General features: G+C 67.6%; 21 protein-coding genes. 6 read left to right on the top strand and 15 right to left on the bottom strand.

What is annotated here, in order from left to right:
* Positions 1-5 precede the first annotated feature (5 nt).
* The gene (locus G432_RS09240; RefSeq protein WP_015458557.1) at positions 6-599 is read left to right on the top strand and encodes an ABC transporter substrate-binding protein; all 594 of its coding nucleotides are present in this window, start codon (positions 6-8) and stop codon (positions 597-599) included.
* Here the strand turns inward: G432_RS09240 and G432_RS09235 are convergent.
* The 10 genes from G432_RS09235 to cyoA all read right to left on the bottom strand — a co-directional run bounded on the left by G432_RS09235 (position 590) and on the right by cyoA (position 12,650).
* A complete protein-coding gene (locus G432_RS09235; RefSeq protein WP_015458556.1) occupies positions 590-3,181 on the bottom strand; it encodes an MMPL family transporter in 2,592 nt (863 codons plus the stop codon). The two genes, G432_RS09240 and G432_RS09235, sit on opposite strands and share 10 nt — an antisense overlap.
* 32 nt (positions 3,182-3,213) lie before the next feature.
* Positions 3,214-3,639, bottom strand: a complete 426-nt coding sequence (locus G432_RS09230; protein ID WP_015458555.1) for a DUF2141 domain-containing protein — start codon at positions 3,637-3,639, stop codon at positions 3,214-3,216.
* Positions 3,636-5,558: a 1-deoxy-D-xylulose-5-phosphate synthase gene (dxs, locus tag G432_RS09225; RefSeq protein ID WP_015458554.1), complete on the bottom strand. Its 1,923-nt coding sequence runs from the start codon at positions 5,556-5,558 to the stop codon at positions 3,636-3,638. The genes G432_RS09230 and dxs overlap by 4 nt, the downstream gene beginning before the upstream one ends.
* Positions 5,559-5,727: 169 nt before the next feature.
* A complete protein-coding gene (locus G432_RS09220) occupies positions 5,728-6,264 on the bottom strand; it encodes a response regulator transcription factor (protein ID WP_015458553.1) in 537 nt (178 codons plus the stop codon).
* Positions 6,261-7,598, bottom strand: a complete 1,338-nt coding sequence (locus G432_RS09215; RefSeq protein WP_015458552.1) for an ATP-binding protein — start codon at positions 7,596-7,598, stop codon at positions 6,261-6,263. The genes G432_RS09220 and G432_RS09215 overlap by 4 nt, the downstream gene beginning before the upstream one ends.
* Entirely contained in the window at positions 7,595-8,380 is a 786-nt protein-coding gene (locus G432_RS09210; protein ID WP_015458551.1) for an SURF1 family protein, read from the bottom strand. Before G432_RS09210 ends, G432_RS09215 begins: the two co-directional genes overlap by 4 nt.
* Entirely contained in the window at positions 8,377-8,772 is a 396-nt protein-coding gene (gene cyoD, locus G432_RS09205; protein ID WP_015458550.1) for a cytochrome o ubiquinol oxidase subunit IV, read from the bottom strand. Before cyoD ends, G432_RS09210 begins: the two co-directional genes overlap by 4 nt.
* Positions 8,769-9,401 (bottom strand): cytochrome o ubiquinol oxidase subunit III, encoded by a 633-nt coding sequence (gene cyoC / locus G432_RS09200; RefSeq protein WP_015458549.1) that lies wholly within the window; start codon positions 9,399-9,401, stop codon positions 8,769-8,771. Before cyoC ends, cyoD begins: the two co-directional genes overlap by 4 nt.
* A 4-nt stretch (positions 9,402-9,405) precedes the next feature.
* The gene (gene cyoB / locus G432_RS09195; protein ID WP_015458548.1) at positions 9,406-11,409 is read right to left on the bottom strand and encodes a cytochrome o ubiquinol oxidase subunit I; all 2,004 of its coding nucleotides are present in this window, start codon (positions 11,407-11,409) and stop codon (positions 9,406-9,408) included.
* Positions 11,410-11,444: 35 nt separating this feature from the next.
* Positions 11,445-12,650, bottom strand: a complete 1,206-nt coding sequence (cyoA, locus tag G432_RS09190) for a ubiquinol oxidase subunit II (RefSeq protein ID WP_015458547.1) — start codon at positions 12,648-12,650, stop codon at positions 11,445-11,447.
* A gap of 216 nt (positions 12,651-12,866) precedes the next feature.
* Here cyoA and G432_RS09185 point away from each other — a divergent pair, with 216 nt between their 5' ends.
* Positions 12,867-14,192, top strand: coding sequence for an MFS transporter (locus G432_RS09185; RefSeq protein ID WP_015458546.1), 1,326 nt, complete (start codon positions 12,867-12,869; stop codon positions 14,190-14,192).
* 86 nt (positions 14,193-14,278) lie between these two features.
* Here the strand turns inward: G432_RS09185 and G432_RS09180 are convergent, their stop codons facing one another.
* The gene (locus G432_RS09180) at positions 14,279-14,821 is read right to left on the bottom strand and encodes a hypothetical protein (RefSeq protein ID WP_015458545.1); all 543 of its coding nucleotides are present in this window, start codon (positions 14,819-14,821) and stop codon (positions 14,279-14,281) included.
* Between the two features lie 169 nt (positions 14,822-14,990).
* Positions 14,991-15,272, bottom strand: coding sequence for a DUF3297 family protein (locus G432_RS09175; RefSeq protein WP_015458544.1), 282 nt, complete (start codon positions 15,270-15,272; stop codon positions 14,991-14,993).
* A gap of 147 nt (positions 15,273-15,419) precedes the next feature.
* Between G432_RS09175 and G432_RS09170 the strand changes: the two genes are divergently transcribed.
* Together G432_RS09170 and G432_RS09165 are read left to right on the top strand one after the other, a co-directional pair.
* Complete coding sequence (locus G432_RS09170) at positions 15,420-16,724, top strand: metal-dependent hydrolase family protein (RefSeq protein WP_015458543.1); 1,305 nt, start codon at positions 15,420-15,422, stop codon at positions 16,722-16,724.
* 132 nt (positions 16,725-16,856) lie between these two features.
* On the top strand, positions 16,857-17,387 hold the full coding sequence (locus G432_RS09165; RefSeq protein WP_015458542.1) for a CHAP domain-containing protein: 531 nt from the start codon (positions 16,857-16,859) through the stop codon (positions 17,385-17,387).
* A 262-nt stretch (positions 17,388-17,649) separates the two neighbouring features.
* Here the strand turns inward: G432_RS09165 and clpS are convergent, their stop codons facing one another.
* From clpS to G432_RS09150, 3 genes are all read right to left on the bottom strand, one after another.
* On the bottom strand, positions 17,650-18,003 hold the full coding sequence (gene clpS / locus G432_RS09160; protein ID WP_084653559.1) for an ATP-dependent Clp protease adapter ClpS: 354 nt from the start codon (positions 18,001-18,003) through the stop codon (positions 17,650-17,652).
* Positions 18,004-18,309: 306 nt separating this feature from the next.
* The gene (locus tag G432_RS09155; protein ID WP_015458540.1) at positions 18,310-19,245 is read right to left on the bottom strand and encodes a phasin family protein; all 936 of its coding nucleotides are present in this window, start codon (positions 19,243-19,245) and stop codon (positions 18,310-18,312) included.
* A 165-nt stretch (positions 19,246-19,410) separates the two neighbouring features.
* Positions 19,411-21,189 carry a PHA/PHB synthase family protein gene (locus G432_RS09150; protein ID WP_015458539.1) on the bottom strand — a complete coding sequence of 593 codons (1,779 nt, stop codon included), beginning with the start codon at positions 21,187-21,189 and terminating at the stop codon, positions 19,411-19,413.
* 97 nt (positions 21,190-21,286) lie between these two features.
* On the opposite strand from G432_RS09150, the gene G432_RS09145 reads away from it, so the two are divergent.
* Positions 21,287-22,492: an LL-diaminopimelate aminotransferase gene (locus G432_RS09145; protein ID WP_015458538.1), complete on the top strand. Its 1,206-nt coding sequence runs from the start codon at positions 21,287-21,289 to the stop codon at positions 22,490-22,492.
* A 182-nt stretch (positions 22,493-22,674) separates the two neighbouring features.
* A complete protein-coding gene (locus G432_RS09140) occupies positions 22,675-23,664 on the top strand; it encodes a choice-of-anchor A family protein (RefSeq protein ID WP_041864856.1) in 990 nt (329 codons plus the stop codon).
* The last annotated feature ends 69 nt before the right edge of the window (positions 23,665-23,733 follow it).

The raw sequence follows: 23,733 nt of genomic DNA, 5'->3' as shown, positions 1-23,733 counted from the left end.
CGCCGATGTTCCGCCCCGCCTTTCTTCTGGCGCTTGCCGCCATGCCGCTGGCGCCCGTCGCGGTCCGGGCGCAGGCCGCCGATCCGGCCGCGCGCGTGGCGGCCTATAACGATCAGGTGGTCGCGATCATGAAGGCGCGGCTGCCGCTGGGCCAGCGCACCGACCGGTTCGAGGCGGCGGTGCGGGCTTATTACGACATGCCGGCGATCACGGCTTTGGTGATCGGCCCGAAATGGGCCGCCAGCCCGGCGGCGGACCGGCAGGCGGCGATCGCGGCGCTGACGCGGCATTCGGCCCTGTCGCTCGCGCGGAATTTCGCGAGCTATGGCGGGGAGCGCTTCATCGTCGATCCCGACGTTACCGTGCGGGACAGCAGCCGGATCGTGAAGGTGACGATCCGCACCGGCACCAGCGGCGGCGATACATTGCTCTATCGGATGCGACAGTCGGGCGGGGAATGGCGGATCATCGACGTGATCGCGCAAGGGGTGAGCCAGCTTGCCGTGCAGCGCGCGGACCTTGCCCGCACCGTCGCCACGGATGGCGTGGCCGGCGTCGCCCGGCGGCTGCGCGCGATCGACGGCGGCGCTCAACGCTGATCCTTTCGCGGCGGCCCGAGCAGGGCGGGCTCGAAGATCAGCGCGCACACCAGGGTCCAGGCGAGCGACAGCATCAGGATCTTGCCCATGCTGGCGGTGCCGGGATGGCTGGACAGCCAGAGGCTGCCGAAGGCGGTGCCGGTGGCGAGCGCCGAGAAGAAGATGGCGCGCGCGAGGCTGGATTGCAGGAGATCGGCGGTGCCGGCCCGCCAGGCCATCACGAAATAGATGTGGAAGGCCACGCCCACCCCGAACAGCAGCGGGAAGGCGATGATGTTGGCGAAGTTGATCGGCTGGCCGATCAGCACGCAGGTGCCGAGCGTGAGGAATCCCGAAAGGACGACGGGCGCGAGGGTGAAGGCCACCTCGCGCAGGTCGCGCAGCACGGCGAAGAGCAGCAGGCTGATCGCCGCCAGCGCCAGCAGGCCGGCATGGACGAAGGCATGGGCGACGGTGCGCGCGCCTTCCTGGGTGGATATGGCGACGCCGGTGGCATCGGGCGCGATCGCGCGCACCGCGCGGGTGAAGCGGGCGAGCGCTTCATTGTCGTTGCCGGCCGCGCGCGGCACCGCCTGCACGCGCACGCCGCCCTTCGGGGCCAGCCAGTCGCGCTTCAGATCGGCGGGGATATCGGCCAGCGTGACGGGTTCGGCGGACAGGGCGGCGCGCAGCTGGGCGAGCATCGCCTCCAGCGGCGGCACCAGCATCGCACGGGCGTTGCCGCGGGCCTCGGGCGGCGCGCCGGCCAGCGTGGAGAGGGCCTTGGCCAAGCGGCGGGCATTGGGGTTTTCGCCATGGGCGGCGAGCGCGGCGGCCGTGCGGCGGAGGGCGGCGACCGTATCGGCGTCGCTTGGCGGCGGCAGCGGCTCCAGCGGATCGAGCGTGAGATCGAGCAGCAGGCGCGCATCGGCGATCGTGGCGAGCTTTTCCGCCTGGCCTTCGGGCACGAAGCTTTCGATCGTCATCACCCGGCCGACCTCGGGCAAGGCTTCCAGCCGCGCGGCGAGCCGGCGGGCGGCGGGGAGATCGGGCGCGAGGATGTCGATCACATTGGGGTTGCGATCGGGATCGTGCATCAGATCGGTCAGCGTCGCCATCGCCTCGGCATCGGGGGCCTTGAGGTGGAGCGGGTTGAAATCGAACCGCACCGCCGGCAGCGCGATGATGCTCACCACCATCGACAGGCCGAACAGGCCCAGCACCAATTTGCGCCGCTGGATCAGGAAGGCGTCGGCCGGGGCCAGCGCGGGCGTGCCCACCTCGGCGCGGGGCCGGCCGGGGCGCAGCAGCAGGATCAGCGCCGGCAGCAAGCTGGCGCTGAAGGCGAGCGCCACGATCATGCCGATGCCGGAGATGATGCCCAGTTCGGCGATCCCCACATAATCGGTGGGCAGGAAGGCAAGGAAGCCGAGGCAGACGGCGCCGGCGGCAAGCAGCAGCGGCGCGCCGAGCGCGGTGGCGGCCCCCCGCAGCGCATCGGCGGGGCTCGCGCCGCCATGGCGTTCGGCCTGGAAGCGCACGGCGATCTGGATACCGAAATCGACGCCCAGCCCCACGAACAGCGGGATGAACGCGACCGAGATCAGGTTGAACCGGCCGACGGCGATCAGCCCGATCGCGGCGGTGACGACGAGGCCGGCGAGCGTGGTGAGCATGATCGCCGCGACCAGACGGCCGGAGCGGGTGGCGAGCCATAATGTGCCGAGCATGGCGGCGATCATCACCATGGCCACCAGCCATGCCTTGTCGGCGAGCGAGGAGAATTCCTCGTCCGACAGCGGCACCGATCCGGTGAGGCGAACGGTGACGCCATGGGCGGGATCGAGGGCGAGCGCGCGGGCGGCGGCACGGATCGCGTCGCTCGCGGCCATGCCGGGCTGGAGCGCGCCATAATCGAGGATCGGGCGGACCAGGATCAGCCGGCGGCGCGGGGCCTCCAGCGCGCCCTCCTTGTCCCCGTCGCCGAGCAGCGCCTGCCAGGAGAAATAGGCCGGCCGGCCGGCCGCCTGCGCCTCCAGCGCGTCTGCCAGTGCCGCCATCGGCCGGTCGATCCGGGCGATATCGGCCTCGCCCCGGTCGACGCCGGAGATCATCGTGCCGAGCGCATCGGCGATGCCGCGCAGGCTGGGATCGGCGGCGAGCGGGCCGAGGAAGGGCTGGGCCTCCACCATCCGGGCCGACGCGGCGGCGACATCGGCCTGCGACCGGAAGAGCAGCCCCTCGCGTGCGAAGAATTGGCCGCCGTCGGGCCGGGTGACGCCCCGGAAATGGGCGCGATCGACCGCCAGCCGATCGGCGAGCGCGGCGGAGGCGGTCTCCGCCAGCTCCGCCGTCGCGCCATCCACCACCACCAGTATCGCGTCGCCATTCTGCGGGAAGGCGGCGTCGAGCCGGCGCTCGTTCACCCGCCAGCCGACATCGGGCGAGATCAGCGCCGTGCTGTCCGTCGTCATCGCGAAATGGGTGGCGGCATAGGCGCCGGCGGCCAGCGCGAGGAGGAGGGCGGCGACCAGCACCGCCATCGGCCGCCGGCAGGCGGCGTCCACCGCGCGGGCGACCGGCCCGTTCGCCCGCGCCGGCATCGTTGCTGGGGCCAGCCGCGCCACGCCCTGCTTCAGCCCGCCATATGGCGCAGGCGGAAGGCGATCCTCTGGTCGCCCGGCCCGTGATCGAAGGCGGCATCGGCGAATTTGGGCGGGCCGAGACGGATCTTCGCGTCGTTGGAAAAGCCGATGCCCTCGGTGGGAATGCCGATCAGGTTGCGATCGACCTTGCCGTTGCCGTTGCGGTCATGGAAGCCCTGCGCGGCATAGCGGCCCGGCGGTACGCCCCGCACCACGACGACGGTGGCGCCGATCCGCGCCGGCGCCTCGCCCGACCACGGGCAATCCTCTTTCAGGAAATGCGCCTCGGGGCAGATATCGACATGGACGCGCCCTTCGGCGGTGCGGACGCCGGTGACGGCGATCTCGATCGACCCGGACGGATCGGCGGCGGGCGCCGCCAGCAGCGCGGCCAGCAACAGCCGCGCGCCGATCAACCGGCATCCCCCGCGACGGCGAGGCTATTTTTTCTGAGGGCCGCGAGGACGGTTGCGGTGATGGCATTGTGGTCGAGGCCGGCCTGTTCGTACTGGCGCTCGGGCTTGTCCTGATCCTGGAAGATGTCGGGCAGGCGCATGGTGCGCAGCTTCAGGCCGCCGTCGATCAACCCGGCGTCGGAGGCCAGCGTCAGCACATGCGCGCCGAGGCCGCCGATCGCGCCTTCCTCGATGGTGACCGCCACCTCATGGGTGGACAGCAGCCGGCGGATCAGCGCCTCGTCCAGCGGCTTGGCGAAGCGCAGGTCGGCGACGCTGGTGGAAAGGCCCAGGGCCTCCAGCTGGTCCGCCGCGCGCTCGGCCTCCGCCAGCCGCGTGCCGAGCGAGAGGATCGCCACCGTCTTGCCCTCGCGCACCAGCCGGCCCTTGCCGATCTCCAGCCGCTCGGGCGTGGCGGGGATGGCGGCGCCGGTGCCGTTGCCCCGGGGATAGCGCACCGCGATCGGCCCCGTATCGTGCAGCGCCATGGTGTGGACCATGTGGGTCAGCTCCGCCTCGTCGGCGGCCGCCATCACCACGAAATTGGGCAGCGAGGCGAGATAGGTGACGTCGAAGCTGCCGGCATGGGTGGCGCCGTCCGCCCCCACCAGCCCCGCCCGGTCGATCGCGAAGCGCACCGGCAGGTTCTGGATCGCCACGTCGTGCACCACCTGGTCGTAGGCGCGCTGCAGGAAGGTGGAATAGATCGCGCAGAACGGCCGCATGCCGCGCGCGGCCAGGCCGGCGGCGAAGGTCACCGCATGCTGTTCGGCAATGCCGACGTCGAAGCAGCGATCGGGAAACGCCTTCTCGAACCGGTCGAGCCCGGTGCCCGACGGCATCGCCGCGGTGATCGCGCAGATCGTCTCGTCGCGCTTCGCCTCGGCCACCAGCGCATCGGCGAAGACGGCGGTATAGGCCGGCGGCCCCGGCGGCGCCTTGGCCTGCGCGCCCGTCACCACATCGAACTTCTGCACGCCATGATATTTGTCGGCCGCCGCCTCCGCCGGCGCATAGCCCTTGCCCTTCTGGGTCACGACATGGACCAGGATCGGCCCTTCGGAGGCGTCGCGGACATTCTCCAGGATCGGGATCAGGTGATCGAGATTATGGCCGTCGATCGGCCCGACATAATAAAAGCCCAGCTCCTCGAACAGCGTGCCGCCCATCGTCATGCCGCGGGCGAACTGGTCGGTCTTGCTGGCGACGTCGTGCAGCGGGCGCGGCAGCCGGCGCGCCACCTTCTTGGCGAGATCGCGCAGGGACAGGAACGGCCGCGACGAGACGATCCGGGCGAGATAGGCGGACAGCCCCCCCACCGGCGGCGCGATCGACATGTCATTGTCGTTCAGGATCACCACCAGCCGGTTGCCGGCCTGGGCGGCGTTGTTCATCGCCTCATAGGCCATGCCCGCCGACATCGCCCCGTCGCCGATCACCGCGATCGCCTTGCCGGCCGCGCCCGCCAGCTTGTTCGCCACCGCAAAGCCGAGCGCCGCCGAGATCGAGGTCGAGCTGTGCGCCGCCCCGAACGGATCATATTCGCTCTCGGACCGCCTGGTGAAACCCGAAAGCCCGCCGCCCTGCCGCAAGGTGCGGATGCGATCACGCCTGCCGGTCAATATCTTGTGCGGATAGGCCTGGTGGCCCACGTCCCAGATCAGCACGTCCCTGGGCGTGTCGAACACATAATGGAGCGCCACCGTCAGCTCCACCACACCCAGGCCAGACCCCAAATGCCCCCCCGTCACACCCACCGCCGATATCATCTCCGCACGCAACTCGGACGCAAGGGTGGCAAGTTGATCGGGGCTCAATCGCCGCAGTTCATCCGGTGTGCGCACCAGATCGAGAAGTGGGGTCCGAGGGCGATCAGACATAGGCTGATGCCATCATATTAAATAGCGATTGTCGAGCCACTTTCCGGCCCAATCTCACTTCGGCTCGTCCGATTTTTCCATCATGATGCTTTGCCGCAACGATGCGAATCCATCGCAACAAGCCTGAAACATCTTTCGGATACGAAGGCGGCCGCTTTCCGGCACGTCTTCAGCGCAATTGCCGCTTCTCCAGCTTCCGCGCCAGCGTGCGGCGATGCATGCCGAGCCGGCGGGCGGCTTCCGATATGTTGAAGTCGGTATCCACCAGCGTCTGGTGGATATGTTCCCACTCCAGCGTCTTGATCGATGTCTGGCGGCCGTCGACAGGGGTTGCGGCGTCGCCGTCGGCACGATCGAAGGCGGCCTCGATATCGTCAGTGTTGGAAGGCTTGGCGAGATAGTGCGAGGCGCCGAGCTTGATCGCCTCCACCGCCGTCGCGATGCTGGCGAAGCCGGTGAGGACGACGATCCGCATATCCGGATCATGCGCGTGGAGCGCCTGCACGCAGGCCAGGCCGGAAGCGCCGCCAAGCTTGAGATCGACCACGGCATAGCCGGGATCGTGATCGGCGAGCAGGGCCACCAGCGCGTCATGGCTGGCGGCGGACAGCACGGCATAGCCGCGCCGTTCGAAGGAGCGGCGGAGCGTGCGGGCGAAGGCGGCATCGTCCTCCACGATCACCAGCAGTCTTTCCGGGCCGGTCATGGCGCGATCTCCCGAGAGGATTCCTTCGGCGCATAGGCGATGGCCGACAAGGGCAGCATGATGGTGACGGTGGCGCCGCCGCCGGGGCGGTTCTGCGCCTCCGCCCGCCCGCCGAGCTTGCGCAGCACATTGACGAGCAGGAACAGGCCGAGCCCGCCGCCCGGCCGCCCCTTGCTGGACCGATAGGGCTGGCCGAAGCCGTTCAGCATGTCCGGGCTGAAGCCGGGGCCGCGATCGCTGACCGAAAGCACCAGCAGATCCTGCTCGCGCCGGGCGACGATGCCGATCCAGTGGGGCGAGACTTCGGCCGCATTGTCGATGACGTTGCCGATCACCTGCTTCAGCGCGGGATCGGAGACGATCGGCACGTCCGCGCCGAAGCGATCGTCATAGTCGACGGTGCCGGCCAGCCGGCTCGATCGCCAGTCCGCGACGATATCGTCGAGGAAGCGGCGCATGGTGGTGACGGCGGGCGCCACGCCGCGCGCCTCGCCCGCCGACATCAATATGCCGCTGACGATCGCCTTGCAGCGCTGCACCTCGGCCTGCATGTCGGCGATGTCCTGCGCGAGATCGGGATTGCCGGCGAGCTCCGGCATGCGCTGCCAGTCCCCCAGGATCACCGACAGGGAGGAGAGCGGCGTGCCGAGCTCGTGCGCGGCGCCGGAAGCGAGCAGGCCCATGCGGACGATGTGATTCTCCTCCGCCGCCTGCTGGCGGACATCGGCGAGCGAGGCATCGCGTTCGCGCAGGTTGCGGCTGATCTGGGTGACGAACACCACCAGCAGGATCGCGATCAGGCCGAAGCAGACCAGCCCGCCCTGCAGATAGAGGCCGAACAGGTCGTCCTGATGGCCGGGCGGCAGGGCCAGCGGGCGATAATGGCCCATCAGCCAGGCGAGGCAGAGCGTGGTCACGCCGACGATCGCCCAGCTCGACCAGGGCTTGAGCAGGATCGCGCCCAGCACGACCTGGAGCAGGAACAGCCAGGCGAAGGGATTGGTGAGGCCGCCCGTCTGGTGGAGCTGCCAGGTCAGCGCCGCGACATCGACGAGGAAGGCGCTGAACAGCTCGCCATTGGTGACGTGCTTGCGCTCGCGCAGGAAGGGGCGGCTCAGGAGGTTGATGGCGATCAGCAGCGCCGGCATCAGCAGCAACGGCCCCAGCGGCAGCGGAATGCCCATCACGCCATGGACGACGGCGATGGTGCCGAGCTGGCCGAGCACCGCGATCCAGCGGAGCTGGAGCAGCAGCAGCATGTTGTTGACGCCGATCGACGCCGGCCCTTCCACCGGGGCCATCGCCATGCGCGCCTTGTCCCAGACGGCGTTCATGCGGCCCGCCGCGCGCGCATCTCCTGCCGGGCGACGACCGCGCCGGCGCCCGCCAGCAGCAGCGCCATCACGAACCAGGTGATCGCATATTGGAGATGGTTGTTGGGGAAGCGGACGACGGTGAGCCCGCCCACGGGATAGCCGCCGGCATTGGGCGCGGCATCGGCATCGATGAAATAGGGGGCGATGGGGCCTGGCCGCAGATGGCGGGCGGCGGCGATGGCGGCGACATCGCGCGAATGCCAGCGATCGGCGGCGGGATCGTTGCCGCGCAGGAAGCCGCCCCTGGGCTCGGTGATGCGGAGGAGGCCGGTGACGCTGGCCGGCCCGGCCGGGTTGCCGGCGGCGCGGGTGGCGGGATCGCGCCGGTCGGGCGGCACGAAGCCGCGATTGACGAGGACGGTGAAGCCGCGGTCGTCGGCAAGCGGGGTGAGCACCCAATAGCCGCTGCCGAGATCGGTGACGGCCTGCACCAGCGTCTCGCGATCGTGGCGGAAGCGGCCGTGGAGGGCGACGCGGCGATATTCGTCGCCGGCGGCTGAAATGCCGGCCCAGGCGGCGGGGCCGGGGGCGGGCACCGGCGCGGCGTGGACGCGGGCGTCGACCCGGGCGATCAGCGCCTCCTTCCAGGCGAGCCGCTGCACCTGCCAGAGGCCCAGCCCCGCAAGGCCCGCGACCCCCAGCAGGACGAGGAGGCCGATGAGCGCGAGCGACGCGGCGGACCGGCCCGATTTCCCGTTCTTGTGCTTTGCTATGTCCTCTCCCGCGCCGGCGGCGGTCAAGGCATCTGGCTCATGTCGTGCGGCGACATGGGCATCATGTTGGTGTTGAGGTGGTACATCACCCACAGCGATCCCGTCAGTGCGATGACGACGAGGACGATAGTAAAGATCAGCGCCATGATCGTCCATCCGCCTTCGGACCGCGCGTTCATGTGGAGGAAGTAGATCATGTGGACCACCACCTGCGCCACCGCGAAGCCCATGATGACGAGCGCGGTGAGCTGGTTGTCGCCCAGCGCGTCCGTCATCACCAGCCAGAAGGGAATGGCCGTCAGGATCGCGGCGAGGATGAAGCCGGTTACGTAATCGCGCAGCGTGCCGTGGCCGTGCGCGTCGCCATGGCCATGATCCTCGTGGTGGCCGGCATGATCGCCGTGGGCGTCCGTGCTCATCGCAGCATTCCCATCAGATAGACAAAGGTGAAGACGCCGATCCAGATGACGTCGAGGAAGTGCCAGAACAGGCTGAGGCACATCAGCCGCCGGCGGTTGGCCGGGATCAGCCCGCGCCGCGCCACCTGCACCATCAGCGTCACCAGCCAGACGATGCCGAAGGTGACGTGGAGGCCGTGGGTGCCGACCAGCGTGAAGAAGGAGGAGAGGAAGGCGCTGCGCTGGGGCGTGGCGCCCTCGTGGATCAGGTGCGCGAACTCGTAGAGCTCGATGCCGAGGAAGGCCGCGCCGAACAGGCCGGTGATGGCCAGCCAGCCCTGCGTCCGCCCGATCGCGCCCTTCTCCATCGCCAGCATGGCGAAGCCGTAGGTGATCGAGGAGAAGAGCAGCATCGTCGTGTTGAGCGCGACGAGCGGCAGATCGAACAGGTCGCGCGGCGAAGGGCCGGCGGCGTAATTGCCGCCGAGCACGCCGTAGCAGGCGAACAGGATCGCGAAGATGAGGCAGTCGCTCATCAGGTAGATCCAGAAGCCGAGCATCGTGCTGCCGCCTTCGGCGTGGTGATGCTCCTCCTCCAGGTGGAAGCGGGGCGCGCCCGACTGGGTCATGGTGAGGCTGGTGTCGGCCATTATCTTATGCTCCCGCCGCGAGCAGGCGCGTCCGCTCGTCTTCCGTCTTTTCCACGGTTTCCGCAGGAATGTAGAAATCGCGCTTGTAGTTGAAGCTGTGGCCGATCGCGACCGCGAGCACGCCCGCGAAGCTCAGCGCCGCCAGCCACCAGATATACCAGACCAGCCCGAAGCCGCAGGCGAGGCTGAGCGCGGCCAGGATCACGCCGGTGCCGGTGTTCTTCGGCATGTGGATCGGCCGGTAGCCGCCGGTGGGGCGCACATAGCCGCGGCTCTTCATGTCATACCAGGCATCGAGATCGTGGATCACCGGCGTGAAGGCGAAGTTGTAGTCCGGCGGCGGCGAGGAGGTGGACCATTCCAGCGTGCGGCCGTTCCACGGATCGCCCGTCGTGTCGCGAAGCTGGTCGCGCTTCAGGTAGCTGACGGCGAACTGCACCAGCATGGCGGCGATGCCGATCGCGATCAGGGCGGCGCCGAAGGCGGCGATCACGAACCAGATCTGGAGCGAGGGATCGTCGAACACGCGCATCCGCCGCGTCACCCCCATCAGGCCGAGCACGTAGAGCGGCATGAAGGCCAGCCAGAAGCCCACCACCCAGGCCCAGAAGGAGACCTTGCCCCAGAAGGGGTCGAGCCGGAAGCCGAAGGCCTTGGGGAACCAGTAGTTGATCGCCGCGAACAGGCCGAACAGCACGCCGCCGATGATCACGTTGTGGAAGTGCGCGATCAGAAACAGCGAGTTGTGGAGCACGAAATCCGCGGGCGGCACGGCAAGGAGAACGCCGGTCATGCCGCCGACCACGAAGGTCAGCATGAACGCCACCGTCCACATCATCGGCAGTTCGAAGCGGATGCGGCCGCGATACATGGTGAACAGCCAGTTGAAGAGCTTGGCCCCCGTGGGGATCGAGATCACCATGGTGGTGATGCCGAAGAAGCTGTTGACGCTGGCGCCCGATCCCATCGTGAAGAAGTGGTGCAGCCACACGATATAGGACAGGATGGTGATGACCACCGTGGCGTAGACCATCGACGTATAGCCGAACAGCCGCTTGCCGGTGAAGGTGGAGGTGACTTCGGAAAAGACGCCGAACAGCGGCAGGATCAGGATGTAGACCTCCGGGTGGCCCCAGATCCAGATCAGGTTCACGTACATCATCGGGCTGCCGCCGAAATCGTTCGTGAAGAAGTTGGTGCCCACATAGCGATCGAGCGAGAGCAGCGCCATCACCGCGGTCAGCACCGGGAAGGCCGCCACGATCAGCACGTTGGTGCACAGCGCCGTCCAGGTGAAGACCGGCATCTTCATCATCGACATGCCCGGCGCGCGCATCTTCACGATCGTCGCCACCAGGTTGACGCCGGACAGCAATGTGCCGACGCCCGCTATCTGCAGCGCCCAGATATAGTAATCGACCCCGACATCCGGGCTGTAGCCGATGTTGGACAGCGGCGGATAAGCCAGCCAGCCGGTGCGCGCGAATTCGCCGATGAACAGCGAGAACATCACCAGCACGGCACCCGCCGTCGTCATCCAGAAGCTGAAATTGTTGAGATAGGGGAAGGAAACGTCGCGCGCGCCGATCTGCAGCGGCACCACATAGTTCATCAGGCCGGTGACGAAGGGCATCGCCACGAAGAAGATCATGATCACGCCATGGGCGGTGAACACCTGATCATAATGGTGCGCGGTCAGATAGCCCTCGGACCCGTTGAACGCCATCGCCTGCTGGAGGCGCATCATGACGGCATCGGCGAAGCCGCGCAGCAGCATCACCAGGCCCAGGATCATGTACATGATGCCGATCCGCTTGTGATCGACGGTGGTGAACCATTCCTTCCAGAGATAGCCCCAGAGGCGGAAATAGGTGAGCGCGCCGACCAGCGCTATGCCGCCCAGCGCCACGGCCGCGAAGGTCGCGACCAGGATCGGTTCGTGCAGCGGCAGCGATTCCAGCGACAGGCGACCGAAGATCGGGCTGAGCGCGGCATATTGGTTTTCCATGGTGGACTCGACCGTCATCAGGATTTCCGGGGCAATCAGCTATTGTTCGCGCGGGGGACGACCGCGTCGGCGGAGGCGCGTGGCGGCCCGCCGATCACGCCGGGGCGCGGCAGGCCGGCGCCGGTGAGCGGCGCGCCGGTGGGGGCCGGCCTTTCGGCCGCCGCCTGCTTCACCGGCTGCGGCGGGGCGCAGACCGCGCCCACCATCATCGGCTGGGGCGCCAGCACCGCGCCGCGGCGGGCATGCTTGTCGTAGGTGAGCTGGCGGACGTTGCGGATGCCTTCCTTGCCGAGGCCGCCCTTGGCGTCGATCGCCATCATCTCGCTCATGCACATCTTGCCGGGCTCGACGCACATGTTGACGACCGCGTCGTAGAGATCGGCGTCGACCGCGGCGAAGCGGCGGACGGGCACGTTCTCGCTCGGCCGCTCAAGCTCCAGATAGGCCTTGCGGTCGAGCCGGTCCTTCTCCGCGCGCGCCTTGGCGACCCAGGCGGCGAAGCCGGCATCGTCGAGGCCGTGGAAGCGGAAGCGCATGCCCGAGAAGCCCGCGCCGCTGTAATTGGCGGAGAAGCCTTCATAATTGCCGGCCTTGTTGAGCACGGCGTGCAGCTTCGTCTCCATCCCCGGCATCGCATAGATCTGGCCGGCCAGCGCGGGGATGTAGAAGGAATTCATCACCGAGGAGGAGGTGATGCGGAAATTGATCGGGCGATCGACCGGCGCGGCGAGCTCGTTCACCGTGGCGATGCCATATTCGGGGTAGATGAACAGCCATTTCCAGTCGAGCGCCACCACCTCGACCTCCAGCGGCCGGGCGTCGGCGGGCACGGGCTGGTCCTTCGCCACGCGCGAGACCGGGCGATAGGGATCGAGCAGATGGGTGCTCGTCCAGGTGATCGCGCCCAGGCAGATGATGATCAGCAGCGGCGCCGCCCAGATCAGCAGCTCGAGCTGGGTGGAATGATCCCATTCCGGCTCGTAGCGCGCTTCCTTGTTGGACTGGCGGTAGCGCCAGGCGAACAGCACGGTGAGCGCCATCACCGGCACGATGATCAGCAGCATCAGCACCGTCGAGATGACGACCAGGTTGGCCTGCTGCTTCGCGACGTCGCCGGCGGGATCGAGCACCACGGCGTTGCAACCGCCGAGAAGGGCGCCAAGGGCGACGACGGCGCCGATCAGGGCACCGGAACGCGCGGCGCGCATGGCCCGCGCCGGGAAAAGGGCTGGCTGGTTCATGGTCCGGGCGCCTAGTGCTGCGACGCGGCAAACGACATAGGACATTTTGTCCAATCCCCTTGTTCGCGAACGGAAGCAAAGAGGCGTAAAGTCTGCGGCGCTTCCGTCGCGGGCGATTCGTGCTTGGCCGAAACGCCAGCTTGGCAGAAACGCGGCGGCCGGTCCACGCGGACGGCCCAACGCCGATCAGGCGCGCGCTTGGTTTGGGAGTGTTTGATGAGTGCAGAGATGGTTGGCTCCAGAACCGCGGAGCGCGATCTCAGCGAAATCAACTCGCGGCACAGCCATGTCTCGCCGGGTGAGATCGCGATTGGCGTCATCATCGGCCGGACGTCGGAATTCTTCGATTTCTTCGTCTATGCCATCGCCTCGGTGCTGGTGTTCCCGAAGCTGGTCTTCCCCTATGTCGATCCGCTGACGGGCACGCTCTATTCCTTCGCGATCTTCGCGGTGGCCTTCATCGCCCGGCCGCTGGGATCGCTTTTGTTCATGACGATCGACCGCGCCTACGGCCGGGGCGTCAAGCTCACCATCGCCCTGTTCCTGCTCGGCGGGTCGACCGCGGCGGTCGCCTTCCTGCCCAGCTACCAGCAGATGGGCGCCACCGCCGCCCTGCTGCTCACCTTGTTCCGCTTCGGCCAGGGGCTGGCGCTGGGCGGTGCCTGGGATGGCCTGCCCTCGCTGCTCGCGCTCAACGCGCCGCAGAACCGGCGGGGCTGGTATGCGATGATCCCGCAGCTCGGCGCGCCGCTGGGCCTGATCGTCGCCAGCCTGCTGTTCGCCTTCTTCGTCTATGTGCTGCCGGCGGAGGATTTCCTCGCCTGGGGTTGGCGCTATCCCTTCTTCGTCGCCTTCGCGATCAACGTGGTGGCGCTGTTCGCCCGGCTGCGCATCGTGGTGACGCCGGAATATGCCCGCCTCTACGAGAATCGCGATCTGGAGCCCGCGCCGGTGATGCAGACGGTGCGCGAGGAAGGCCGCACGATCATCATCGGCGCCTTCGCCCCGCTGGCGAGCTTCGCCATGTTCCACATGGTCACGGTGTTCCCGCTCTCCTGGGTGTTCCTCTACACCCAGAACGCGCCCGATCGCTTCCTGGTGATCGAGGCGATCGCCGCCGGCTTCGGCGTGGTGGCGATCATCGCTTCGGGGCTGATCGCCGATCGCGTCGGCCGCCGCACGCTGCTGGCGCTCTCCGCCGCCGCCATCGCCGCCTATAGCGGCTTCGCCCCGCAGCTGCTGAACGGCGGCGAGCTGGGCGAGCTGGCCTTCATGGTGCTGGGCTTCATCCTGCTGGGCCTCGCCTTCGGCCAGTCCTCCGGCGCGGTCTCCTCCAGCTTCTCGCCCGCCAACCGCTATACCGGATCGGCGCTGACGTCGGACCTCGCCTGGCTGGTGGGCGCGGGCTTCGCGCCGCTGGTGGCGTTGCTGCTCGCCAGCAATTTCGGCCTGCTGGCGGCCGGCGCCTATCTGCTGTCCGGCGCGGTGTGCACGCTGCTGGCGCTGTGGATCAACAAGGAACTGGCGCAGACGATGCGCTGATTCGGCTGGTTCCGGTTCTTCGGAAACAGGAAAGGGCGGCTCCGACGGGGCCGCCCTTCTCTTTTCCGGGAATGCGCCCGGCCCGATCAGGCCAGGCTTTCCACCTTTTCCACCCATTCCGGGAAGAAGCAGGGTTCGCGGCTGGACCAGCCGGGCGCGGTGGCGGCCGCCTCGCTGATCGACTGGAGCAGCAGCCGGCGTTTTTCGGGGTGGAGATGGGGCAGGGCGGCGGCGGCGCAGAAGGCGCCCGGCAGCCAGGGGCGGACATGCGCCCCGATCAGCCGTTCGTAGAGGAAGCGGTAGGCGGAGAAGGCCGGCAGCCGATCCTGGCCGAGATCGAAGGCCGATACGATCACCAGCGGCGCGAAGAAGGGCTCGACCGCGTCGAGGCCGCTATCGTCAGGCACCAGCGCGCGGATCGTGTCGAGCCGCTCATAGATGCGTATCTGGGCGCGGATGCTGGCGGCTTCCACCATGTCGCGCGACCAGCGGACCATCGCATTCTCGCGATCGAGGCCGATATCGAGCGATCGGCGGATATAGCGCTGGGTGCCGGCGGGAAAGCCCGCAAACTCCTTCATCTCGGCCAGGGCCATCGCCCCGTCTGCCGGTCTCGCCTGGGTGCCCATATGCCAACCCCCTCGATCCACTACGCTACAGGCCCATGATCCTGCGCCCCGGTGATTGCCGGGAGCTTAACCGTGGACCCGCGAAGCGGATCGAAGGGGAACATTTTTTCTGTTGCGATGCAACATCGCAGGGCCTGCGATGCGCCGAAGCGATTCAAAGACGAGTCGATCAGTTGTCCGAAGGGCTTGCCTCGGCGGATTCGCCGCCTTCCGTCACGTCGCGGAAATAGGGCTCGACCGGGCCGCTGGCCTTGATCGTCATCGGATTGCCGTGGCGGTCGCGCGAATTGCCCACGGCCATGCGCACCCAGCCTTCGGACACGCAATATTCCTCGACATTGGTCTTTTCCGCGCCCTTGAAGCGGATGCCCACGCCGCGCTGGAGCGCATCGGCATCGAAATAGGGGCTCTTCGGATTGGTCGACAGGCGATCGGGGGGCGTATCGGACATGGCAGGGGCTTTCGTTGAAGGGATCGGCGCGCGCCATAGCCGGGGGGCGGGGCGCTTTTCAATCCGCGCGTCGCCTCCCGCACGCCATGGCGTTGGGCGCGGAGAGGCGATAAGCAAGGCGATATAACCGAAAAGGGGGATGATTTCATGCGTTTGCTGTTGGCCGTTTCCACCGCGATGCTCGTGGCCGCGCCCGCCTTCGCCGATCCGCAGGCCGGCGATATCGTGATCCATGCCGGCACCCTGCTCGATCGTCCGGGCCAGGCGCCGCGTCGCAACGCCACCATCGTCGTGCGTGCCGGCAAGGTGGCCGAGGTGCGCGACGGCTTCGTCGCGGCACCCGCCGGCGCGCGGCTGATCGACCTCAAGGATCGCTATGTCCTGCCTGGGCTGATCGACTCCCACGTCCACCTCGAATCCGATCGCGCGGGCAAGGACGGGCTTTTGGCGAGCTTCACCGAAGGCGTGCCGATGCATGCCTATGAAGCCGCCTGGAACGCCCGCAAGACGCTGAACGCCGGCTTCACCACCGTCCGCAACCTGGGCGACGGCTCGGGCGTGACGCTGGCGCTGCGCGATGCGATCCGGCAGGGCTGGGCGGTCGGCCCGCGCATCGTCGATGCTGGCATGTCGATCTCCACCACGTCAGGCCACATGGACGAGCGGCTGGGCCTGAACGACGACCTGCGCGAACATGCCGGATCGCCCGAGAATCTGTGCGACGGCGTCGAATCCTGCCGGCACGCGGTGCGCATCCAGATCGGCCGGGGGGCGGACGTCATCAAGATCGCCACCACCGGCGGCGTCAACAGCCGCATCGGCGCGGGGCTGGGCAAGCAGATGTTCGACGACGAGGCGAAGGCGATCGTCGAGACGGCGCACATGTATGGCAAGAAGGTGGCCGTGCATGCCCATGGCGCGGACGGGATCGCGCTGGCGCTCGCCGCCGGCGCCGATTCGATCGAGCATGGCACGCTGATGGACGATGCGGACATCGCCGCCTTCCGCAAGACGGGCGCTTATTACGTGCCGACGCTCTCCACCGTGAACGGCTATCTGGAACGGATCGCCGCCGATCCCAACGCCTATGAGCCCGCCGTCCGCGCCAAGATCGACTGGCGGATCTCGATCACCGGCAAGGCGCTGGAAAAAGCGGTGCCGGCCGGCGTGAAGATCGCCTTCGGCACCGATGCCGGCGTCTCCAAGCACGGCCGCAACGCCGACGAGTTCGAATGGCTGGTGAAGCACGGGCTGACCCCGATGGGCGCGATCCAGGCGGCGACGGTCAACGCGGCCGACCTGCTCGGCCTCAAGGACGAGGTGGGATCGATCGAGCCGGGCAAGGCGGCCGACCTGATCGCGGTGGCGGGCGATCCGCTGGCCGACGTGAAGGTGCTGAAGACGGTCGGCTTCGTGATGAAGGGCGGCGAGGTGTTCAAGCAGGAGGATTGATCGGCCGGGCCGTGCTCAACTCGTCGCCGGGTGAGCGCGGCCCGCCGCAGAAGGCCGGTTTTGTTAACTTTCTGGTCTTTCCGCGACGCACAAAGACCGCCTAGCAAGGCGACGGGACACGCGGGGACTTAAATGATGCGCACATCCTTCTGGGCCGGAATGGCCGCGATGCTGCTGGCGTCGATGACGCTGACCGCGACGCCGGCGGCCGCCCAGAGCCAATATTGGCAGTGCGCGCCCTTCGCGCGGATGATCTCCGGCATCCAGCTTTTCGGCCGCGCGGCCGACTGGTGGGCGCAGGCCGCCGGCAAATATCAGCGCGGCCAGACCCCCAAGGTGGGATCGGTGCTGTCCTTCCGCGCCTTCCGGGCGATGCCCGCCGGTCACGTCGCGACCGTGAGCGAGGTGGTCGATGCCCGCACCGTGAAGCTCACCCACGCCAACTGGTCGATCATCAACGGCCGCCGCGGCCAGGTGGAACGCGATGTCACCGCCGTCGACGTGTCCGAGGCCGGCGACTGGAGCAAGGTGCGCGTCTGGTGGGGGCCGAGCCGCGGCCTGGGCATGACCGCCTATCCCACCAACGGCTTCATCTACGCCGCCGCCGAAGCCGCCAAGGCGATGATGGCGACGGGCGCCGAGATGGTGAAGAACGACGACTGAGCGCCTCGGGCCGTATTTCCTGTCGTCATTTCCTGTCGTCGTCCGTCCTCAGCCTCCGACAGTATCGGGTTCCCCGCCTTCGCCCCCACACCTTGTCATTCCCGCGCAGGCGGGAATCCATTGTGTCGGGAGCTATCGAACCAACCGCATCGCTGGCCTGCGCTCCCGCTTTCGCGGGAATGACGGGTGGGAGCTTGTCGCCCGGGGCGACGGGCTATGCCTGGGAGGAGGAGGGCGTTTTGTCGCTGCCGATCCGCCGCGATCAGGCCTTTTCCAGCGTGCATTGCAGCGGATGCTGGTTCTGCCGGGCGAAATCGATCACCTGGCTGACCTTGGTTTCCGCGACTTCATAGCTGAACACCCCGCACACGCCGACACCCTTCTGGTGGACGTGGAGCATCACGCGGGTGGCGTCCTCCAGGCTCATGCGGAAGAAGCGCTGCAGGCAGAGGACGACGAATTCCATCGGCGTATAATCGTCGTTCAGCATCAGCACCTTGTAGGGCTGGGGCTTCTTGGTGCGCGTGCGGGTGCGCGTGGCAACGCCGAGGCCGGTGCCGTTTTCCTCGTCCTTGCCCGCCATCGCACGAATATCGCTGCGCACGCCTGCGTTCATCATATCTTCCGTCATGTCGGTGAACACAGAATATGGCATCGCCGCCGCGAAGGGCAAGGGCGCGACATGGTATCCGGCCGCATAACCCCCACGGCAAAACGGCCGCCCCGGAAGGTTCCGGGACGGCCGCTTGCTGGAATACTCCCCAGCTACGCCGGATCGGCACCGATCCCCGCTTCCATCCCATCTTCTCGGCGAGTGGGGTGGGAGGGAGGAGCGGTGCCGCAACCGTTCCGGCTCCACGGGCCGGCACGGATTTTCCGCGATCCGGGCGGGGCGCTCAGGCCTCGCCCGGATCGCCGGACATCAGAAGGCGGCGGTCTTCAGCTTTTCGGCCGCGACCGCATAGCGGTTCGACAGCGGCTGGAAGACGTCGCCGGCCAGCTTCATCCACGCCTCGCTGAGCTTGGAGGCTTCCGCCACCGCGCTGTCGAACGAGGTGCGGGCATATTCGCTCTGGAGCTGGAACAGCTCGGTCGGGCTCTTGGCGGCCGCCAGGCTCTTGAAGGTGGTCGAGGCATGCTCGAACGCCTTCTTGCCATATTCGGCGGCTTCCTGGGTCAGCGTCTCGGCGCCCTTGGCGGCGAGCTTGCCCGATTCGACGAGCGCCTCGACATTGCCCTTGGCAAGCGCGGTGAACTCCTCACCGAACTTGCTGCTCTTCTCGAACGCGGCCTTCGCCTTCTCATTCGCTTCGGCAAAGAAGGCCTGCGCCTTTTCAGCGGCCTGCCGGGTCGTCTCGGTCGGGTTCAGCATATCGAAATATCCTTTCTGCGCCGCCGCGGTCCCGAGGGCCGGAGCGGAAATGGCCTTTATGGGCAGCGTCTTCGCGGCCGTCTTGGCCGGGGCGGCCCGCCTGGTGGAGGCGCGGGTGACCCGGCGGGGTTTGGCGACCGGAAGCGGGGTCGCGGGCTTCCCGGCGGCTTTCGCCTTCGGGCTACGCGCGACAGCCTTGGCCTTGCGCGTCGGAACGGCCACCGCGGTCGCGGGGGCCGGATCGGCCGCCGGGGCCGAAGCCTTGGCGGCGGTGACATCGATCACGGGATCGGCCGGCATTTCCGGCGGCGTGGCGACGGCGAGTTCGGCGACGGCGTCCGTCGCCTCGCTGACCGGTTTCGCCACGGCGCCGTCAACGCCCTCCTCGGCCGGCTTCGATTCCGGCGCCGCCGCCACTGCCTCGGCAGGTGGCACCGGAGCCTGGGTGGAATGCTTGCGCTTCCGTGTCGCCGGCGTATCGGACATTGGATGGACCTCGTTCGATGTTGCGATGCACAATACGCAATCGCAGCGACCAAATCAAGGCCATTGTGCAGTGCAGCATAATTTGGACAAGTCGATGATTATAGGGAGTAATATGGCATAACCGGCCGGAATCGCGATTCCGGCCTGCCGCTACGGCAAGCCCGTCTAACGCATCCGCACATAACGGCCGGGGGCGTCCTCGATCGCCTTCAGCCGGCCCTTGCCGGGGATGCGCGCGCCTTTGGCCGGCACCTCGCCCGTGCCGAAGGCGCGAAGCCAGGCGATCCAGTCCGGCCACCAGCTGCCCTTGGTCTCGGTCGCGGCGGCGAGGAAATCGTCGAGCGAGGCGGCCTTGGCCGGGCCGGTCCAATATTGATATTTGCCCGAGGAGGGCGGGTTCACCACGCCGGCGATATGGCCGGAACCGGCGAGCACGAAGCGCAGCGGCCCGGCGAAATGCTCGGTGATCTTCCACACGCTGGCCGGCGGCGCGATATGGTCCTCCCGCCCCGCCTGCACATAGGCCGGCGTCGTGACCGTGGTGAGGTCGATCGGCACGCCGCCCACCGTGATCGCGCCGGGCCGCACCAGCTTGTTGTCGCGATAGAGATCCTCGAGATAGGCACGGTGCCAGGCATAAGGCAGGTTGGTCGTGTCCCCGTTCCAGTAGAGCAGGTCGAACGGCGGATATTCCTGCCCCAGCAGGTAATTGTTGACGACATAGGACCAGATCAGGTCGCGCCCGCGCAGCAGGTTGAAGGTCAGCGCCATGAAGCGCCCGTCCAGATAGCCCTTGTCGCCGGCGAGCTGGCCGATCAGCTCGAGCTGGCCGTCATCGACGAACAGGTTGAGATCGCCCGCGCGGGAGAAATCGACCTGGGCGGTGAAGAAGGTGGCGCTGGCCACCTTGCCAGCGGCATCCGTGGCGGCGAGATAGGCGAGCAGGGCCGCGAGGTTGGTGCCGGCGACGCAATAGCCGATGGCGTGGACGCTTTCGACATCGAGGGCGGCGCGCACCGTATCGATCGCGTCCAGCATCCCCTTCAGCACATAATCGTCCATCGTCGTGCCGGCGAGGCTTTCGTCCGCCGATTTCCACGAGACGACGAACACGCTGAGGCCCTGCTCCACCGCCCAGCGGACGAAGCTTTTCTCCGGGTTGAGATCGAGGATGTAGAAGCGGTTGATCCAGGGTGGGAAGATGATGAGCGGCGTTTCCAGCACCTTGCCGGTCGTCGGCATATATTGGATCAGCTGGTAGAGCGGCGTTTCGTGGACCACCTTGCCCGGCGTGGCGGCGATGTTGCGGCCCAGCTCGAAGGCGTTCGGATCGGTGTGGGTGAGCTGGCCCTTCTCCAGATCGGCCAGCATATGCTCGAGCCCCTTCATCAGGCTCGCGCCGTTCGTCTCGATCGCCTTCTCGATCACCTGCGGGTTGGTGAAGGCGAAGTTGGACGGGCTGACCGCATCGACGAAGGCCTGGGTGGCGAAGCGCAGCTGATCGCGCTGCCTGGGCTCCAGCCCGTCGAGCGTGTCCACGCCCTTCAGCATGTGATCGGCGATCAGCAGATAGGATTGGCGAATCAGGTCGAACAACGGATTGTCCCGCCAGATCGCGGCGGCGAAGCGGCGGTCCTTGTCCGCCTGCGACGGTTCGGGCGCCGCCCCGGCGGGCGCGAGGAAACGCTGCCACAGCCGGAGGTTGTCATTCCAGAAATCGGCCTGCGCCCCCCCGATTCGCGCGGGATCGGCCAGCAGCGCCGCCTGCGGCGGATGCGCCATCGCCTCGCCGGCCTGGGCGGCGGCATCCATCGCGCCGGCGGCATGTTCCAGCATCATCTGCTGCAGGCGGCCGATCACGCCCGTCCAATGCTGCATGTCGGCCAGATTCGCCGGCGCGAAGGGGAAGGCGTTGTCGCCGCCATTCGCGCTTTGCCCGGCCATCCGCACGCATCCTTTCTTTTGGTCCGCACCTATCCGGCCTATAGGCCGTAGCTGGCGATAGTGGGCGATCCCCGCCCGGCCGCCAATAGAGGAAGACATGTCCGAGGAATTTTACCGCATCAAGCGTCTGCCGCCTTACGTTATCGCCGAAGTGAATGCGATGCGGGCAGCGGCGCGAGCGCGGGGCGAGGACATTATCGACCTCGGCATGGGCAATCCGGATCTGCCCCCGCCGCCGCACGTGATCGACAAATTGTGCGAGGTGGCCCGCAAGCCCGATGCCCATGGCTATTCGGCGTCGAAGGGCATTCCCGGCCTGCGCCGCGCCCAGGCGGGCTATTATGCCCGCCGCTTCGGCGTGGAGCTGGACCCCGATACCGAAGTGGTGGTGACGCTGGGATCGAAGGAGGGCCTCGCCAACCTCGCCCAGGCGATCACCGCGCCGGGCGACGTGGTGCTGGCGCCCAACCCGTCCTACCCGATCCACACCTTCGGCTTCATCATCGCGGGCGCGACCATCCGTTCCGTGCCGACCACGCCGGACGAACGCTATTGGGAGGCGCTGGATCGCGCGGTGAAGTTCACCGTGCCCCGGCCTTCGGTGCTGGTGGTGGGCTATCCTTCCAACCCCACGGCGGAGGTGGTGGACCTGGCTTTCTACGAACGGCTCGTCGCCTGGGCGAAGGAGAACAAGGTCTGGGTGCTTTCCGACCTTGCTTATTCCGAGCTTTATTATGACGGCTGCCCGACGCCCTCGATCCTGCAGGTGCCCGGCGCCAAGGATGTCGCGATCGAGTTCACCAGCATGTCGAAGACCTATTCGATGGCGGGCTGGCGGATGGGTTTCGCGGTCGGCAACAAGACGCTGATCGCGGCGCTGACGCGGGTGAAGTCCTATCTGGATTACGGCGCCTTCACGCCGATCCAGGCGGCGGCCGTCGCCGCGATCAACGGCCCGCAGGATATCGTCGAGAAGAATCGCGAGCTGTATCGCCGCCGCCGCGACGTGCTGGTCGAAAGCTTCGGCCGGGCGGGGTGGGAAATCCCCACGCCGCGCGCCTCGATGTTCGCCTGGGCACCGCTGCCGCCGGCGCTGGCGCATCTCGGCAGCCTGGAATTCTCCAAGCAGCTTCTCACCCATGCCGGCGTCGCCGTGGCGGCGGGCGTCGGCTATGGCGAGGAAGGCGAGGGCCATGTCCGCATCGCCATGGTGGAGAATGAACAGCGCATCCGCCAGGCCGCGCGCAACGTGAAGCGCTATCTGCAGAGCATGGGCGTCAACGCCGGCGCCAAGGCGGGCTGATCGGCTGACGGATCGGGCGTCCGGCGGCGGCATCGCCCGCCGCCGGACGTTACATAGAATCCATATTGTCCCGAAATTGGATTACGCGCGCGTAAACCCCACATGACCCGAAACGTCGGTCGTGCTACGGCCGATTCCGGGTTCGGCCCCTGTTGGGCCATTTTCGTTGCGGGGTTAGGCACATGGCTATCACGATGATTCGGCGCGCGGCGCTGCTGGCTTGCGGCGCGCTCGCTCTGGCGGGCGCGGGGAATGCGCAGGCGGCGACCGCTCTGGATTTCGACGTGTTCGCGCTTGGCAATTTCACGTCCGCCTGGACCGAGGTGAACGGCTCCCTGGCCGCGGGCGGAAACGTCAATGTCCAGGGTTTCAGCGTCGGCAAGGATCTCGGCGCGGGCTATAGCGGCGCCTCGTTGGTGGCCGGCAGCAATATCGTCTATGCCAGCGGCACGGTCTTCCATGGCGATGCGGTGGCGGGCGGCACCATCACGGCCTCGGGGTTGACGGTGGCGAATGGCGTCGCGACCCAGAACGCGCCGGTGCCCGTGAATTTCGCCAGCGAGGCGACGCGCCTCCAGAATCTTTCCGCCTCGCTGTCGGGCCTTGCCGCCAACGGCGCGATCACTTCGAACGGCCACAGCCTCACCTTCACCGGAACCGACGCGGCGGTGAACGTCTTCAACCTGACGACCAGCCAGCTCAGCAGCTCCGGCGGCTTTTCGGTGTTCATTCCCGAAGGATCGGTCGCCGTGTTCAACGTCAGCGGTGCGGCGGCGGCGCTCAGCGGGAACGGCGCCTACACGATCAACGGCCAGACGATCGTGAACCAGTCGGCGGGGCTGGCCTCGTCGCTGCTGTTCAACTTCAGCGATGCGACGGCGCTCACCTTCGGCGGTAGCTGGGCGGGCAACGTTCTGGCCCCCGGCGCCGATGCGACGCTGGGTTGGGGAGGGTTCTTCGGATCGCTGGTCGCCAACAACATCACCGGCAATTCCGAATTCTATGTGGGCCGCTTCACCGGCTATGATCTGGTGACCAATCCGCCGGTATCCGCGCCGGTGCCCGAACCCGCCAGCTGGGCGATGATGATCGCTGGCTTCGGCCTGATCGGCGGCATGCTGCGCCGGGCGCGCTTCGGCAAGGCGGCCGGGGAAGGCGCGGTGCTGGCCTGAAGTCAGCCCCCGATCCGGAAACGAAAGCCTGAAACGAAAAGGGCGCCGGGGATCGATCCCGGCGCCCTT

The organism is Sphingomonas sp. MM-1, assembly GCF_000347675.2.
In the GTDB taxonomy this organism is placed as follows: Bacteria; Pseudomonadota; Alphaproteobacteria; order Sphingomonadales; family Sphingomonadaceae; genus Sphingomonas_E; species Sphingomonas_E fennica.
The sequence above is the reverse complement of the archived record's forward strand: the minus strand, read 5'-3'. Positions and strand labels throughout refer to the sequence as shown.

What these genes read in the sequence shown, in the direction of transcription:
- G432_RS09240 (WP_015458557.1), top strand. Translation starts at nt 6, where the DNA reads ATGTTCCGCCCCGCCTTTCTTCTGGCGCTTGCCGCCATGCCGCTGGCG.
- G432_RS09140 (WP_041864856.1), top strand. Translation starts at nt 22,675, where the DNA reads ATGGCTATCACGATGATTCGGCGCGCGGCGCTGCTGGCTTGCGGCGCG.
- G432_RS09165 (WP_015458542.1), top strand. Translation starts at nt 16,857, where the DNA reads ATGATGCGCACATCCTTCTGGGCCGGAATGGCCGCGATGCTGCTGGCG.
- G432_RS09215 (WP_015458552.1), bottom strand. Translation starts at nt 7,598, where the DNA reads ATGAACGCCGTCTGGGACAAGGCGCGCATGGCGATGGCCCCGGTGGAA.
- cyoA (WP_015458547.1), bottom strand. Translation starts at nt 12,650, where the DNA reads ATGAACCAGCCAGCCCTTTTCCCGGCGCGGGCCATGCGCGCCGCGCGT.
- G432_RS09180 (WP_015458545.1), bottom strand. Translation starts at nt 14,821, where the DNA reads ATGGGCACCCAGGCGAGACCGGCAGACGGGGCGATGGCCCTGGCCGAG.
- G432_RS09220 (WP_015458553.1), bottom strand. Translation starts at nt 6,264, where the DNA reads ATGACCGGCCCGGAAAGACTGCTGGTGATCGTGGAGGACGATGCCGCC.
- G432_RS09155 (WP_015458540.1), bottom strand. Translation starts at nt 19,245, where the DNA reads ATGTCCGATACGCCGGCGACACGGAAGCGCAAGCATTCCACCCAGGCT.
- cyoB (WP_015458548.1), bottom strand. Translation starts at nt 11,409, where the DNA reads ATGGAAAACCAATATGCCGCGCTCAGCCCGATCTTCGGTCGCCTGTCG.
- cyoD (WP_015458550.1), bottom strand. Translation starts at nt 8,772, where the DNA reads ATGAGCACGGACGCCCACGGCGATCATGCCGGCCACCACGAGGATCAT.
- G432_RS09185 (WP_015458546.1), top strand. Translation starts at nt 12,867, where the DNA reads ATGAGTGCAGAGATGGTTGGCTCCAGAACCGCGGAGCGCGATCTCAGC.
- G432_RS09145 (WP_015458538.1), top strand. Translation starts at nt 21,287, where the DNA reads ATGTCCGAGGAATTTTACCGCATCAAGCGTCTGCCGCCTTACGTTATC.
- G432_RS09235 (WP_015458556.1), bottom strand. Translation starts at nt 3,181, where the DNA reads ATGCCGGCGCGGGCGAACGGGCCGGTCGCCCGCGCGGTGGACGCCGCC.
- G432_RS09150 (WP_015458539.1), bottom strand. Translation starts at nt 21,189, where the DNA reads ATGGCCGGGCAAAGCGCGAATGGCGGCGACAACGCCTTCCCCTTCGCG.
- dxs (WP_015458554.1), bottom strand. Translation starts at nt 5,558, where the DNA reads ATGTCTGATCGCCCTCGGACCCCACTTCTCGATCTGGTGCGCACACCG.
- G432_RS09175 (WP_015458544.1), bottom strand. Translation starts at nt 15,272, where the DNA reads ATGTCCGATACGCCCCCCGATCGCCTGTCGACCAATCCGAAGAGCCCC.
- clpS (WP_084653559.1), bottom strand. Translation starts at nt 18,003, where the DNA reads ATGAACGCAGGCGTGCGCAGCGATATTCGTGCGATGGCGGGCAAGGAC.
- cyoC (WP_015458549.1), bottom strand. Translation starts at nt 9,401, where the DNA reads ATGGCCGACACCAGCCTCACCATGACCCAGTCGGGCGCGCCCCGCTTC.
- G432_RS09170 (WP_015458543.1), top strand. Translation starts at nt 15,420, where the DNA reads ATGCGTTTGCTGTTGGCCGTTTCCACCGCGATGCTCGTGGCCGCGCCC.